Source organism: Aliinostoc sp. HNIBRCY26 (genome assembly GCF_050235535.1).
Classification (GTDB): domain Bacteria; phylum Cyanobacteriota; class Cyanobacteriia; order Cyanobacteriales; family Nostocaceae; genus Trichormus.
Genome location: NZ_CP189852.1, coordinates 2,921,218 through 2,936,397, shown reverse-complemented (window position 1 = coordinate 2,936,397; position 15,180 = coordinate 2,921,218). Strand labels below are relative to the sequence as shown.

Genomic DNA, 15,180 nt, shown 5'->3' with positions numbered 1-15,180 from the left:
TGACAATCAGGACTAAAGTCCTCACTACAAGCCAAGAACTTAAGGATACAAACCTCTGTCATGCAAGGCTTGAGCTACTCTACCTACTCCTAGCGTATAGGCTGCTAATCTGAGGGGAACTTGCCGAGACTTGGACTTTTGGACTACTTGTTGATACGCTTGCACCATTAAGTGTTCCATTTCGCGGTTGACGCGCACTTCATCCCAAAATAGGTAAGATAGACCTTGCACCCATTCTAAGTAACTGACTACTACACCTCCAGCATTGGCTAAGATATCGGGTAATACAGTCACCCCCCGTCCTTCTAGGATGCGGTTAGCTTCTAATGTTACCGGGCCGTTGGCTGCTTCTGCGATGATTTGCGCTCTGACTTCGTGAGCATTTTCTTCTGTGATTTGGTTTTCTAAAGCGGCGGGAATTAACACATCACAACGTAAGGTGAGTAATTCTGCATTGCTAATTGCGGAAGCTTTAGGGAAACCTACTACACTCCGGCGATTTTCCGCCGCATAAGCTTTGAGTGCGGGAATATCCAAACCGTGAGATGAGTACACACCACCTGTAGCAGTGGAAACAGCAATAATTTTCGCGCCTGCTTGATGGAGTAATTCGGCTGCTGCACCTCCCACATTCCCGAAACCTTGGATAACTACGCGCATTCCCTCCAAGGATTTACCCATATCGGCTAAAGCTTCTCGGACGATAATCATCACACCCCGTCCAGTCGCCATTTCCCGTCCCAGTGAGCCACCAATAGATAATGGTTTACCTGTGACAACTCCAGGTACAGCATGACCAACGTTCACGGAATAAGTATCCATCATCCAAGCCATTTCACGGGCAGAAGTTCCCATATCTGGCGCAGGGATATCTACGGCAGGGCCAATATCTTTAATTAATTCGCTGGTATAACGGCGAGTGATGCGCTCTAGTTCAGCGACACTGTAATTTTCTGGGTCGATCGCAATACCACCTTTTGCGCCACCATAAGGTATACCCAACAGCGCGCATTTCCAAGTCATCAGCATAGCTAAAGCTGAGACTTCCCGTAATGTCACAGCCGGATGGTAGCGAGTTCCGCCTTTGTAGGGGCCTAAAACATCAGAATGTTGGACTCGATGTCCTGCTAGGACTCGGATATCACCACTGTCTAGTTTCACAGGGATAGAAACTGTTACTACCTTGCGGGGGTGGCTGAGAATTTCTAAGACACCTTGATCTAACCTTAATTCTTTCCCGGCTGCGTCTAAATAACTACAAGCTTGGTCAAATGGACAAATATGCGCGGGGGTAGCAGCTTCTAACGGGTTGATAGGGGTTGAAACCATAAGATTTTCTCCTAGTCGCGGTTTTTGGCGAACCGGATACATATATGCCTAGCCTATCTCGCGTTTTGGAGAAATATGGGAATTTTGTAGTTTTTGTTACATTTTTATATTGTGTTTAAAAAAATACAGGTTCTAGCCAAACGTGGGTTTTGACTAGAACCTATGGAGAGAAACAATTAGGGGATCAATGTGGTGTAAAAATTTGTGAGGTGAAGTTGCCGTGCAAACCGTAGGGGATATGATGTTTGAGATGTAGTTTAGCGATTGCACCTTTTTCCAAATCACGAGCATCTAAAATCACCACATCTGAGCGATGGTAAGCAGCATCATAAACCAACACTAGTAACCAGCCATCGTCCTCTGTTTGTGCGTCTGGACGCGGTACAAAAATTGGCTCACCAACGAACCCACGGGGAGCAGCACTCCAAAGTTGTCTGTCCCCAGACTGTAAATCTATCTTGAGTATTGCTTGTAGTGGTGCGTTGACATTAGCTGCATGACCCGCACCTAAATAAATATATCTGTGTTCGCGTCCTACGTAATCAGGATGTATGCTGGGAAACTCACAACAGCGACTCTCAATTAAATGACGTTGGACTGTCCCATCTTGAAGATTGACATGAAATCGCCAAATTTGACTAGGAGAACTAGCTGCGAAATCAACTTGGCGGAAATCGCTGTTTGGCTTTACTTCTGCTAAGGTATCGTAACAAATTGAGTCAATAAAAATTTCGTCTCCTTGAGCAAAAGCATTAACGTGGTGGAAGACAAAACCTGATTGTGTTTCTAAAATTTTTAACTCGGAATTTTCTTGTCCGGGAAAACGAGGAATAACTATAATTTTAGTTTTCTGCTCAGGCTGAAACTTAATACATTCTCCAGCAGCACGTATACCCAAAACAAAAGGTAAGGGATTAAAAACAACAGGATTTTGAAAGAAAATACAGTGATGTGGAGTAATGACGAAATCATGAATAAAACAAAATCCAGAAACTTGATGAGTATATTCTCTAATTACTTTAGCTGCTGGATTTAACTCAAAAATTTTGATTGTCGTTGATGGGCCTGGTCTAATAGCAAAATTAACTAAACAAGGTGCGCCATCATCTTGAATACAACTAGAGTCTAATCGGGGATGTGCGCTGAATGTTTTACCTTTAGATAACACTCCATCAAAGTATTCTTTACCCAAAGTTTCCAACGTATATGGGTCAAGAATATATGGCTCAGAGGCTTCCCACAAAGCTAATAGTTTATTACCCCAGTAAATAATATTAGTGTTAGCAATTTCTTTGATTTTAAAATCGAAGATATTAGCTAACCAACCTCCTGGTTTTTGCGTACCAAATACACCACGATGGAGAATTTTACCTGCCTTTTGTTCTGCTAAATATCCTTCTGTCCTGACAAAACGATTGCGGAAATGAGCGCGACCATTAGTAAAGGTGATGCGGCTAATCATCCCATCACCATCAAAAGGATGATGGATTTTCTGACCATTGATATCAAACAATGCTGGGCCGTTTCTAAATAATGTCCCTTGTAATTGTGGCGGGATTTCTCCTTCTATATCATCAATCCAGTAGTCGAACTCTTCTTGAAGAGATTCATAACCGCCTTGCCAATCTTCTAATCTATAGGATCTAGTTAAAAATTCTGACTGTGGATTTTGAAAAGCTTGCATATTTTGATAGTTATTAATTGTTGTTGGAGATTTCCAAAGAATATATTTTTAAGCGATTTTTCCATAATAATTTACAGATGCGACACATCACATCTGTAAATTCACTCTGCACTTTCATAAAAGTTAGAGTTAATAACTCTGGTAGATTGTAAAATTGCAATTTTCCTTACTCAACGGTTTCTGATTGTATTTCCTTGAGGCTTAATTCAGAAACTAAACTGGGAACTAATTTGGCTGTTTCAGCGTTGATTGTCTCGATTTTTGCATCATCTGCTGGTAGCCAATTTAGAAAGGGTAATGGTAGCAAAGTGCTGAGATTAGTAATTAGGACTAACAGCCATAATGAATCAAAATTGCTTTCAGTAATTCCCAGCCAGTGCATAATAATCGCGCCAAATTCGTAGGCAACCATTCCAGCTAAATTGGACACTGACATTAATAAAGCAAATAGACTCGCTTCTACTCCAGGCGGACATAATCTGGCTGCTAGGACTAACACCGGCATATAGGCGATTTGTCCCATGACTGTGAGAATTAGGCTATCACCTAGACTAAACCAGTGGTCGTCTATACCTAATGCGCGGTTAGTGTGTGTGACTAACAGTAGCATTGTCATACCCAAAACGGCGGAAATGACTGTACTCCAGCCGAAAATAACTCTAAATGGCACACTTTTGAGGAAGCGTTGGAAAATCCACACCCCAATTAAAGCTGCAAAACTGGTTACTAACCTCACCCTACCTAAAAATTCTGGTTCAAAGTGAAGTTCGTTGGTAGTGAAGAAGAAAAAGGCTGCATCGGCGGTGGGTGTAGCTTGCCAAATAAAGACAAATGCTGTTGGTAGCCAGATGCTTTTTTGCGTAATGGCTTGACGTAGCTGTGCTAGTTGTTCTTTGAGGCTGAGATTGTCTGTGTTTTCGCTTCTATCCTTAGTAACTGGCGATTCCGCAATTAACCAAGCGACACAGGAAACAATCAAGGGAAATGTGGCTGTAATCAAAAATACAGTGCGGGTGGTGAAGTGTTCTAGTAGTAAGCCGCTAAAGTAAGCTGTGATTAAGCCACCTAATGCTGAAGTACCCCAACACAATGACTGTAGTGAACCGGCATCTGCTTGGGATTCTACCCTGGCACGTTCTACAACTAATGAGTCAACAATTACATCACTAACGGCTACGGATAGAGAGCCAAGGGCGATCGCTACTGTAGCACTCCATCTATCATTAACTATGGTCGCCAAACTCACCCAAGATAAAGCACCTAGTATCCCCGATAGTATCAAGTAGGGACGGCGACGATAGCCGAATATAGGTAAACCATCTGAGATGAAACCAAATATTGGCTTAATAATCCAAGGTAAGGCCACAACTCCCAACAGTGCCGATACCTGAACCGGACTCAGTGATAATTCATCTTTCAGGAAAAAACTGACGGCTAAACGTGCCAATCCTAAAATTCCTTGGACAAAGTAAACAGTCAGGATGGCGATTAACTCAGCACTGGGTTCATTACCGAAGAAGATTTTCTCTGTAACTGAGTCCTTGACCTTGGATAAGCCAGAGGAGTGAATCAGCATTTGGTGAATATTTTTGAAGTTTTATCGACTTTTATATCATATCGATTTCTGGGGGATTGGGGATAAAGGCAAAAGGTAAAAGGCAAAAGGTAAAAAAAGAAAAAGATTCTTTTTTTACTTTGTCTGGGATTGGGGATTTTTCTTAGATGTTTTCATTGTTGGTGTATTTGCTAACTAGTTGCTAGCACATTCGGTGATGTTTGCTGATTGAATATCACATATGTTAACTTCATGTTGAATTTGTTAATTTTTAATCAAACTTCATAAATCTGTCTTCACAAAGTTGGCTGAAATCAGAAGTTACACAATCACCATTTTTGAACATGGGACTAATTAAAGGTAATTCTCTCAATAACATTCTCATCGGTAATAGTGATGATGACCAAATCTACGGTTATGACGGTGACGACATTATTAATGGGGGATACGGGAATGACAGTCTGTATGGAGAAAATGGAAACGACACAATTAATGGGAGTTACAGCAACGACATCATAGAGGGAGGATATGGAGATGACATCCTCTATGGAGACACAGGAGAAGACACATTAGATGGCGGTTATGGCAATGATAGCCTGTACGGAGGAGCGCAAAGCGATCGCCTTATGGGAGGAGAAAACGACGATATCCTCAAAGGCGGAAGTGGAGACGACATCCTAGAGGGGGGATATGGAAAAGACATCCTCAATGGTGAAGATGGCAATGATAGCCTTGATGGTGGTGCAAACGAAGATATCTTAGAGGCGAGTGCAGGTAACGACATCCTCAATGGTGGAAGTGGAGTAGATACCGCAGATTACAGTCAACGCTATCAACAAATTATTCTCACAGCCATTGACCGCATCGACAAAGGCACATCAGGACAAGACCAAATCCTCAACATCGAAAAGATTATTGCTAACAGCAGTTATTTACACGACATCATTGATGCGTCCACATGGGGAAACAACGCCAGCATTAATGCTAATTTGCAAACTCAAACTTTAACTGTGACTGATAGCAGTGGTGTGAAAACTCTCAGCGTGGTCAACTTTGATCATGTCAGAGGTACAAGTCGTAATGACACCATCACTGGTAATATTGGCAATAATCAGTTATTTGCTAATGGTGGTGATGACACTATCCGAGGAAGTGGTGGTAATGACACTCTCGATGGTGGGACTGGTAATAATCGTGCTGATTACAGCCAACTTGGTCAAAGTATTACTTTTGTGCCAAATAATACTATCAAGAAATCTAATCTCGGTACAGACCAACTGATTGGCATTCAAACAATCATCGCTGATGCTACGACAGCGAACAATACTATTGATGTTTCCTCACTGAATACAATCACCTCAATTAATGCCAATTTGGCTAATCAAATTATCACTGTCAATGGTTCTCAATCTTGGACTGTGGTGAATTTTAATGATGTTAAGGCTACCAATCAGTCTGATTCTCTCACTGGTGATAGTCAAGATAATCAATTGTTTGGTTATGGTGGCGATGACATTATTAATGGGGGATATGGGAACGACAGTCTGTATGGAGGAAATGGGAACGACACAATAATAGGAAGTTACAGCAACGACATCCTAGAGGGAGGATATGGAGATGACATCCTCTACGGAGATACAGGAGAAGACATATTAGATGGCGGTTACGGCAATGATATCTTGTACGGAGGAGCGCAAAGCGATCGCCTCATGGGAGGAGAAAACGACGACATCCTCAAAGGCGGAAGTGGAGACGACATCCTAGAAGGGGGATATGGAAAAGACATCCTCAATGGTGAAGATGGCAATGATATCCTTGACGGTGGTGCAAACGAAGATATCTTAGAGGCGAGTGCAGGTAACGACATCCTCAATGGCGGAAGTGGGACAGATACCGCAGATTACAGTCAACGCTATCAACAAATCATTCTCACAGCCATTGACCGCATCGACAAAGGCACATCAGGACAAGACCAAATCCTCAACATCGAAAAGATTATTGCTAACAGCAGTTATTTACACGACATCATCGATGCGTCCACATGGGGAGATAACGCCAGCATCAATGCTAATTTGCAAACTCAAACTTTAACTGTGACTGATAGCAGTGGTGTGAAAACTCTCAGCGTGGTCAACTTTGATCATATTAGAGGTACAAGTCGTCATGACACCATCACTGGCAATACTGGCAATAATCAGTTATTGGGTAATGGTGGTGATGACACTATCCGAGGAAGTGGTGGTAATGACACTCTCGATGGTGGGACTGGTAACAATCGTGCTGATTACAGTCAACTTGGTCAAAGTATTACTTTTGTTCCAAATAACACTATCAAGAAAGGTGCTTTAGGAACAGATACACTCACTGACATTCAGACAATCATCGCTGATGCCACGACAGCTAACAATACTATTGATGTTTCCTCACTGACTACTATCACCTCAATTAATGCCAATCTTGCTAATCAAATTATCACTGTCAATGGTTCTCAATCTTGGACTGTGGTGAATTTTGATGATGTTAAAGGGACAAATCAGGCTGATTTTCTCACGGGTGATAGTCAAGATAATCAATTGTTTGGTTATGGTGGCGATGACATTATTAATGGGGGATATGGGAATGACAGCCTTGATGGGGGTAGTGGTAACAATACCTTAAATGGAGGAGGAGACTATGACACCGCCGACTATAGCCAAATCACCAAAAATATCACTTTCTTACAAACTGGTGTGATTCAAAAAGATGGCGGTCTAGGTGAAGATAAACTAGTCAACATAGAAAGAGTTGTTGTTAACGCTAATGCCAGTAGTAACATTATTGATGCTTCCACAGCAGACTCCAATACATCAATTAATGTGAATCTTAACTATCAGTTTTTCGATGTTATTAGTCTTTCTGGAATTAAATCATTTGCCGTAGAAAACTTTGATATTGTCAAAGGCTCAAATCAAAGTGATGATATCGTCGGAGACAATCAAAATAACCTGTTAATAGGTAACGGTGGTAATGATTTTCTAGATGGATATGAAGGCGACGATAATCTCAATGGTGGTAGTGGCGATGATTACATTTGGGGTTACTTCGGCAATGATTCTTTAACAGGCGGGAGTGGTAACGACACTCTCATGGGAGAAGGTGATAATGATACTCTGCTTGGTGGTGATGGTGACGACTCTTTAATGGGTGGTGATGGTAACGATATCCTCACCGGTGGTTTAGGTCAAGATAAATTTGTCTTTAATAATGTAGCTGAGGGGGTAGATATTATTAAAGACTTTAATATTAGTGAAGGTGATAAAATCCAGATTTATCAGGTGATATTCGGCACTACTGATATTAATAATTTTAGCTACGATGCCTCTACTGGTAGTTTGTTTTTTGAAGGCAACAAATTTGCTACGCTGGAAAATCTTCCTAATGGATTTTCTCCTAATTCACAGATAGAATTTATTTGAATCAGGACTGTAGCTTGCTTCCTTCAACCCCTACACCCTTACACACTTAAAACCTTACACCCCTAATGAATAATTTTTCTTAATCACAATCACCGCATTTTGTCCACCAAAACCAAAACTCAAACATAATGCTTGGCGAATTTGACAATGATACGCGGTGCGAACAACATTCAAGTCAAATTCTGATTGCTTTAATCCTATGTTTGGAGGCAAAATTTGGTGTTGCATCCCCAATAACGTAAAAGCTAATCCTAAAGCTCCCGATGCTCCTAGTGTATGGCCTGTAGCTCCCTTAGTGGAACTAACTGCTACCGTATAGGGAAATAATTTTTTGATCACATTACTTTCCATCTGGTCATTTAGCTGGGTAGCTGTACCATGAGCATGAATGTAATCTATATCATGAGGGTTTAGATGACTGCGTTCTAAAGCTTGTTTAATAGCTGCGATCGCACTTTTTCCTTCTAAGTCTGGTTGATTGGGATGATGTGCGTCTGCTGTCAACCCAAAACCTAAAATTTCACCATAAATCTTGGCTTGACGTTTTTGGGCTAATGCTTTTGATTCTAAAACAAATACAGCCCCTCCTTCGCCTAAAACTAACCCTTCTCGATGCAAGTCAAAAGGATACGCGCCAGTTTTAGCTAAAGCACCCATTTGTTGAAACCCTGAAATAGTCAAGGGTGTAATAGGTGCTTCCGTTGCGCCTGCGATCGCTATTTCACATTGTCCTGTTTTAATTAATAATGCGGCTTGCGAAATTGCCCAAATTCCCGTAGAACAAGCAGCCATCGGTGCTAAAACTATCCCCTTTGCACCAATTTTTCTAGCAGATGCGATCGCATTCATGTGAGGTAAAGTCTCTAACCAATCCTCTAATCTTTCCCCGATTACAAATGATTCTTGATTGAGAGATTTTGTATACCTATTCCTCGCCAATCTTTCCCAGGATGCTTGATGGCTACGACTAGAGCCAATTACTACTGCACAATCTGGTAATTTTGTCAATAAACCAGCATCCTTGATTGCGGCATCAACAACCAACTGAGTAAGCATTATTAAACTAGCTGGTTGTTGACCAATTAGACCCAAAGGTAGTGGTTCTAACTCCAGAAACGGTTGATGTAGCTTAATTCCAGACTCACCAGCAATTAATTTCTGCCAACTCCCCTCTAGGCTTGTACCCAAGGCAGAAACTAAACCAATACCAGTGATCACAACTTCAACCATTTCAAAAAGGGTATAGGGGTGTAAGGGTGTAAGGGTATAGGGGATGTAGTGTCTATTCCCAATCCCCAGTCACCAGTCCCCAATCCCTATTGTCCAACTTTCAAGTTTTCGCCGCCTTGAGTGACTTTAGCAGAAGTGATGCGATCGCCTTGCTGAATTTTGTTAACTACGTCAAAACCATCGGTGACATAACCGAATACGGCATAGTTACCATCTAAAAATCCTAAATCTGCTAGCGCAAAATAGAACTGAGAAGATGCAGAATCAGGGTTTTGCGATCGCGCCATAGCTATCGCGCCTTGTTTATGTCTTAATTGAGGTGCTTTAGTAATGCGTGCTTGCTCAAATGTTTTACTGTAAAGTGGGCTAGCTTCCCCTTCGGGTTTGATTTCTAAGGGTATATAACGTTCTTTCTTACTTACAGCGTCAATGTAACCGCCTGTTCCCCATCTGCTAGCAGGAACATTTGAGCCTTCTTTACTTTGAGGATCGCCACCTTGCACTACGAACGGCTGGGGATCACGTACAACACGATGGAACACTAAACCATCGTAAACGCCCTTTTGAACTAAATCGACGAAGTTACCAGCTGTGATGGGAGCATTTGTACCGTCTACCTCGATAGTAATCGGCGAGCCGTTGACCGTCATCACCACGGTAGCTTTACCTTCAAGACGGGGTAAATCTTTCATACCTGGAACACTCTCATTTGTATTATTAGATACAGTGGTTGCTTCAGTGGTTGTTTTCGTGGTTGTTTCGGCTGTTGTTGATGTTTGGGAGGTAGTGGAACTAGCCTGCTGTGTAGAACAGCCCCCCAACATCAAAGCACCAACTATCACAAGTGCAACAAAAAATTGTGAAACTTTTAACCGCATTGCCATTACTGACTCAACCAGTGTATCTTAGCCATTAAAAAGGCAAAAGGCAAAAGGAAAAAGGCAAAAGGTGTCGATTTTTAATTTACGCCTGATGTGAATTAACAAAATTTGGGGGTTTAAATCCCCCTCTCCTATAAGGCCACAAGTGTTGTAGCGGGGTTTAAATCTCCGTTACAACACATAATTGCGTTAGCGTAGCGGGACGTTAGTCCATTGCGTTAGCGGAGCGGGGCGTGAGCATCGTTGCGAATTGCGAATTGCGAATTGCGAATTGGTTTAACACTTTGCCTTTTTCATGAGAGCCTTTTTTCAGTTAAAGTCCCTCTAATGGAACTTCTAAAAATCTGGCTAACTCTGCACCTTGAGTTTCTAACTCTGATAATGGTAATGGTTGTCCTACCCGTGTCAAAGGAATGTCACGACGGCCTTTAACACGCAAATACAGCGCGCGCCGAGGATTTATCCCTTCTTTAATTTCTATCCGCACAGATTGCACATCTTGAATACGGGAATCAATTTCAATCCGCCGATTTTTCCCAGGAAAACCCCAGCGAAAGATTTTCAAGTAACCAGTTTCCTTATTGAAATCGTTGTAGCCGCCGCCCAAATCCAAAAGGATAGCTAGCCACAAATACGATGCTAATAGCAGCCCTGCCGTACCATAAAGCCCCATGACTAGTCCCTGGGGGACAAATACTAATTGAGATGGGTCGGTAACTATGAGTAAATTGACTTTTAGGTAACTGGATAGACCTGCCAATAAAAAGCCTGTAGCTCCCATTGTCACGATAGTTGCCCACCAGTAGTTACTAAATCTACGCGAACCGAGGACGTTTTGATGTAGAAGGCGATCGCCTTTGTTAACAGTTGTTGATCCAGTCATTGAACTACCTTGGCCTGTGAGTGCTTCCCTTTCACTAAAAGTCTGCCACTTTAACAGGATGTCTTGCAAGTTTAATGTTTAGTCATTAGTCATTAGTCATTAGTCATTAGTCATTAGTCATTAGTCCACAGTCAATAGTCAACAGCCATTAATATTTCTTCCCCTGCTTCCCCTGCTCTCTTCGCCCAATCCCCAATCCCCAATCCCCAATCCCCAGTCCCCAATCCCCAATCCCTAAATAAGATTTCTGAGAAAAGTTGTGTCAGATTGTAAAATTTCTGATATTGATAGTATTTAGTAGGATCGTGATCAATACTTGATTTCCCTAAGTGGGTTGAGCGAAAACCCGAACAATGTGATAAGTTAAGAAGCATTAAGTTACTACAAGCTAGGTAACTAGCTTGTGGTACGTGTAACGACATATGCCTGAGAAATGCTGACTTTCATAATTAGCAGAATCTCAGAAACTCAGTAGTGGTAAACTGCTGAAATTGTCAAAAAAAACGTTATTTCCTCGCGGCAGTCGCTTACGGGATGAAACTCCTCAAAGGTTCTGCTTAGAAACGTTGCAATTTTAGTAAAAGAGGATTTAGTTAGATGACCATCGCAGTAGGACGCGCCCCCAGTAGAGGGTGGTTTGACGTACTAGACGACTGGTTAAAGCGCGATCGCTTCGTATTCGTAGGGTGGTCAGGGATATTATTATTCCCCTGCGCCTTCCTAGCATTAGGCGGTTGGCTAACCGGAACAACCTTCGTCACATCCTGGTACACCCACGGACTAGCATCATCCTACCTAGAAGGATGTAACTTCCTAACAGTAGCAGTATCCACACCAGCAGACAGCTTAGGACATTCCCTATTGCTGCTGTGGGGGCCAGAAGCCCAAGGCGACTTCACCCGTTGGTGTCAACTAGGTGGACTGTGGCCATTCGTAGCATTACACGGAGCCTTCGGCTTAATCGGATTCATGCTACGTCAATTCGAGATTGCGCGGCTAGTAGGAATTAGACCATACAACGCCCTAGCATTCTCAGCCCCCATCGCGGTATTCGTCAGCGTCTTCTTGATGTACCCCTTGGGACAATCTAGTTGGTTTTTTGCACCCAGCCTTGGAGTAGCAGGAATCTTCCGATTCATCCTATTCGTACAAGGGTTCCACAACTTCACCCTCAACCCCTTCCACATGATGGGAGTAGCAGGTGTATTAGGTGGTGCGCTACTGTGTGCGATTCATGGAGCCACAGTAGAAAACACCCTATTTGAAGACGGCGAAGGCGCAAACACCTTCCGCGCCTTCAACCCCACCCAATCAGAAGAAACCTACTCCATGGTGACAGCCAACCGATTCTGGTCACAGATATTCGGGATTGCCTTCTCCAACAAACGTTGGTTACACTTCTTCATGCTATTCGTACCCGTTACAGGATTGTGGATGGCGGCTGTGGGTATCGTTGGTTTAGCACTCAACTTGCGGGCGTATGACTTCGTATCCCAAGAGTTGCGGGCGGCTGAAGACCCAGAATTTGAAACTTTCTATACCAAGAACATTTTGCTGAACGAGGGTATCCGCGCTTGGATGGCTCCTCAAGATCAGCCTCACGAAAAATTTGTATTCCCCGAAGAGGTACTACCCCGTGGTAACGCTCTCTAATAGAACTGCCGTCATGGGCGGCGGACGTGACCAAGAATCCACCGGTTTTGCTTGGTGGTCTGGTAATGCTCGCCTCATCAACTTATCTGGTAAACTGCTGGGCGCACACGTTGCTCACGCTGGTTTGATCGTATTCTGGGCTGGAGCGATGACTTTATTTGAAGTCGCTCACTTTGTTCCAGAAAAACCAATGTACGAACAGGGTTTAATCCTGTTACCTCACCTCGCTACTTTGGGTTGGGGTGTGGGTGCTGGTGGTGAAGTTTTTGACACCTTCCCTTACTTCGTAGCTGGTGTACTTCACCTCATTTCTTCCGCAGTCCTGGGCTTTGGTGGTATCTATCACGCCGTTCGTGGCCCAGAAACCTTAGAAGAGTATTCTTCCTTCTTCGGTTATGACTGGAAAGACAAAAACAAGATGACCAACATCATCGGTTTCCACCTAATCATTTTGGGTTGTGGTGCGTTGCTGTTAGTGCTGAAGGCGATGTTCTTTGGCGGTGTCTACGATACCTGGGCCCCTGGTGGCGGTGATGTGCGTGTAATTACCAATCCAACCCTCAACCCTGCTGTCATCTTCGGTTATTTAATCAAATCTCCTTTTGGTGGCGAAGGCTGGATTGTCAGCGTAGATAACATGGAAGATGTTATCGGTGGTCACATTTGGATTGCTTTAATCTGTATCTCTGGTGGTATTTGGCACATTTTCACCAAGCCTTTTGGTTGGGCGCGTCGTGCGTTCATCTGGTCTGGTGAAGCTTACCTATCCTACAGCTTGGGCGCGTTGTCCTTAATGGGCTTCATTGCTTCTTGCATGGTTTGGTACAACAACACCGTTTACCCCAGCGAATTCTTCGGCCCTACTGGCCCTGAAGCTTCTCAAGCTCAAGCTTTAACCTTCTTGATTCGTGACCAACGCTTAGGTGCTAACGTCGGTTCTGCTCAAGGCCCTACAGGTCTGGGTAAATACTTGATGCGCTCTCCTACAGGTGAAATCATCTTCGGTGGTGAAACCATGCGCTTCTGGGATTTCCGTGGCCCTTGGTTAGAGCCTCTACGTGGGCCTAACGGTCTTGACCTAGAAAAAATCAAGAATGATATTCAGCCTTGGCAAGCTCGTCGTGCTGCTGAATACATGACTCACGCTCCTCTGGGTTCTTTGAACTCTGTAGGTGGTGTGGCTACCGAAATTAACTCCTTCAACTACGTATCTCCTCGCGCGTGGTTGGCAACTTCTCACTTCGTCTTAGGTTTCTTCTTCCTCGTAGGTCACTTGTGGCACGCTGGTCGCGCTCGTGCTGCTGCTGGTGGTTTCGAGAAAGGTATTGACCGTGAGAATGAACCAGTAATGTTCATGAATGATCTTGACTAGGTTCTAAACTTTAATTCATCACTGACAATCGAACGCTTTTGCGGCTCTTGTGTAACAGCAAGAGCCTTTTTCTTTAGGGAAATTCTAGATAAAAAAATATCCAAACTGTAGGGTGCGTCAGTATGAATAATCTCTTGGTATAGTTAGGTTTTCTCGCACTGACGCACCCTACTAAGCTGTTTATTTGGTATAGTTTATTTTTTGGTGTTCCCTAAAATCCAAAATCCAAAACTTGTACTGAGCTTGTCGAAGTATCCAAAATCTAAAATTTGTTGACTGTTGACTAAAGAAAACTTAACTACCACCCACATTCATTGCTGCTAACATGGCTTTTTGGCTAACATCTTTATATAGAGTCTCTAAATACTTCATCACTACGTCGCTAGAATTTAAGTTAATAGAATCATCCTCTGTTTTGCCTAAAGGAATAGCACCTAACATATCTAAAACAGTTTCATTACTTGATGGTGTAATCACTACTAAAGAAGAATCTAGTGGCTCATTATATTGCCAGCATTCATCAATTCTGACACTAGATTGATGACTATTAATTAGTTTTTGTCCATCATCTTTCTTAGTTGTTTTAACTTCTAATTTTTCGCCCCGTAATTGGCGTAAATCGCTAATAATTTGTTCTTTAGTTCTGCCTCGCAACTGGAATAAAACAAAGGGGTCTTCGCTGAATCTATCGCCTAACTGATAGTAAATTGCACCGATATGTTTACAGGGGTTAGCCTTATCAGGACAAGAACATTTACTATGAACATCACCCAAAGTGAAGGGAAATAGAGACAAACCATTAGCTGTGAATACTTCTTCAATATTTTGGGGCATTTCCCCTGCTAGTAATTTAGCGGCGAAAACAGCTTTTTTGGACATGGTTTCAATAATATAGCCCCATTCTTCATCGCTAAAAGAATCCAGAGACAGGGACACTTTATAAGGTTCGACCTCGCTACCTTGGACTTTGGCTAATACTTTCGCGCCTTTAAATTCAATGCTGAGAACGTTACCTTGACGCGCGTAGTTTCTCGCCCGTTCTAAGCGTTTTTTAAAGCGGTAGGAATCGAGTAGTTCTAGCCATCTTTGTGACCACCATTCCCGGCTTGCTTGTAGTGTTGTGTTTGTCATAATTAAT

10 protein-coding genes are annotated in these 15,180 nt (G+C 42.8%); 3 read left to right on the top strand and 7 right to left on the bottom strand.

Translation table 11 applies throughout. The annotated features are described in order from the left end of the window. Window positions 1-39: 39 nt before the first annotated feature. The 3 genes from ACQFX9_RS12510 to ACQFX9_RS12500 form a co-directional block, all read right to left on the bottom strand. Complete coding sequence (locus ACQFX9_RS12510; protein ID WP_427162301.1) at window positions 40-1,329, bottom strand: Glu/Leu/Phe/Val family dehydrogenase; 1,290 nt, start codon at window positions 1,327-1,329, stop codon at window positions 40-42. A 184-nt stretch (window positions 1,330-1,513) separates the two neighbouring features. After that, window positions 1,514-3,013 carry a carotenoid oxygenase family protein gene (locus ACQFX9_RS12505; protein WP_427162300.1) on the bottom strand — a complete coding sequence of 500 codons (1,500 nt, stop codon included), beginning with the start codon at window positions 3,011-3,013 and terminating at the stop codon, window positions 1,514-1,516. A gap of 166 nt (window positions 3,014-3,179) precedes the next feature. Continuing rightward, window positions 3,180-4,589, bottom strand: a complete 1,410-nt coding sequence (locus tag ACQFX9_RS12500; protein WP_427162299.1) for a folate/biopterin family MFS transporter — start codon at window positions 4,587-4,589, stop codon at window positions 3,180-3,182. Window positions 4,590-4,912: 323 nt separating this feature from the next. Between ACQFX9_RS12500 and ACQFX9_RS12495 the strand changes: the two genes are divergently transcribed. Further along, complete coding sequence (locus ACQFX9_RS12495) at window positions 4,913-8,023, top strand: calcium-binding protein (RefSeq protein ID WP_427162298.1); 3,111 nt, start codon at window positions 4,913-4,915, stop codon at window positions 8,021-8,023. 54 nt (window positions 8,024-8,077) lie between these two features. Here ACQFX9_RS12495 and ACQFX9_RS12490 read toward each other — a convergent pair whose 3' ends face one another. The 3 genes from ACQFX9_RS12490 to ACQFX9_RS12480 form a co-directional block, all read right to left on the bottom strand. Then, the gene (locus ACQFX9_RS12490) at window positions 8,078-9,253 is read right to left on the bottom strand and encodes a beta-ketoacyl-ACP synthase (RefSeq protein WP_427162297.1); all 1,176 of its coding nucleotides are present in this window, start codon (window positions 9,251-9,253) and stop codon (window positions 8,078-8,080) included. An 86-nt stretch (window positions 9,254-9,339) separates the two neighbouring features. Continuing rightward, complete coding sequence (locus ACQFX9_RS12485; protein ID WP_427162867.1) at window positions 9,340-10,131, bottom strand: peptidylprolyl isomerase; 792 nt, start codon at window positions 10,129-10,131, stop codon at window positions 9,340-9,342. 316 nt (window positions 10,132-10,447) lie between these two features. After that, window positions 10,448-11,017, bottom strand: coding sequence for a photosystem I assembly protein Ycf4 (locus ACQFX9_RS12480; protein ID WP_427162296.1), 570 nt, complete (start codon window positions 11,015-11,017; stop codon window positions 10,448-10,450). 597 nt (window positions 11,018-11,614) lie between these two features. Here ACQFX9_RS12480 and psbD point away from each other — a divergent pair. Continuing rightward, window positions 11,615-12,670 (top strand): photosystem II D2 protein (photosystem q(a) protein), encoded by a 1,056-nt coding sequence (psbD, locus tag ACQFX9_RS12475; RefSeq protein ID WP_427162256.1) that lies wholly within the window; start codon window positions 11,615-11,617, stop codon window positions 12,668-12,670. Next, a complete protein-coding gene (psbC, locus tag ACQFX9_RS12470) occupies window positions 12,654-14,042 on the top strand; it encodes a photosystem II reaction center protein CP43 (protein ID WP_236140632.1) in 1,389 nt (462 codons plus the stop codon). Before psbD ends, psbC begins: the two co-directional genes overlap by 17 nt. Before the next feature lie 294 nt (window positions 14,043-14,336). Here psbC and ACQFX9_RS12465 read toward each other — a convergent pair whose 3' ends face one another. Next, on the bottom strand, window positions 14,337-15,173 hold the full coding sequence (locus ACQFX9_RS12465) for an SWIM zinc finger family protein (RefSeq protein ID WP_427162295.1): 837 nt from the start codon (window positions 15,171-15,173) through the stop codon (window positions 14,337-14,339). Window positions 15,174-15,180 lie beyond the last annotated feature (7 nt).

Excerpts from the sequence above, each read along its gene's own strand:
- ACQFX9_RS12500 (WP_427162299.1), bottom strand. The coding sequence starts at position 4,589 with ATGCTGATTCACTCCTCTGGCTTATCCAAGGTCAAGGACTCAGTTACA.
- ACQFX9_RS12505 (WP_427162300.1), bottom strand. The coding sequence starts at position 3,013 with ATGCAAGCTTTTCAAAATCCACAGTCAGAATTTTTAACTAGATCCTAT.
- psbD (WP_427162256.1), top strand. The coding sequence starts at position 11,615 with ATGACCATCGCAGTAGGACGCGCCCCCAGTAGAGGGTGGTTTGACGTA.
- ACQFX9_RS12495 (WP_427162298.1), top strand. The coding sequence starts at position 4,913 with ATGGGACTAATTAAAGGTAATTCTCTCAATAACATTCTCATCGGTAAT.
- ACQFX9_RS12480 (WP_427162296.1), bottom strand. The coding sequence starts at position 11,017 with ATGACTGGATCAACAACTGTTAACAAAGGCGATCGCCTTCTACATCAA.
- ACQFX9_RS12510 (WP_427162301.1), bottom strand. The coding sequence starts at position 1,329 with ATGGTTTCAACCCCTATCAACCCGTTAGAAGCTGCTACCCCCGCGCAT.
- ACQFX9_RS12465 (WP_427162295.1), bottom strand. The coding sequence starts at position 15,173 with ATGACAAACACAACACTACAAGCAAGCCGGGAATGGTGGTCACAAAGA.
- ACQFX9_RS12490 (WP_427162297.1), bottom strand. The coding sequence starts at position 9,253 with ATGGTTGAAGTTGTGATCACTGGTATTGGTTTAGTTTCTGCCTTGGGT.
- ACQFX9_RS12485 (WP_427162867.1), bottom strand. The coding sequence starts at position 10,131 with ATGCGGTTAAAAGTTTCACAATTTTTTGTTGCACTTGTGATAGTTGGT.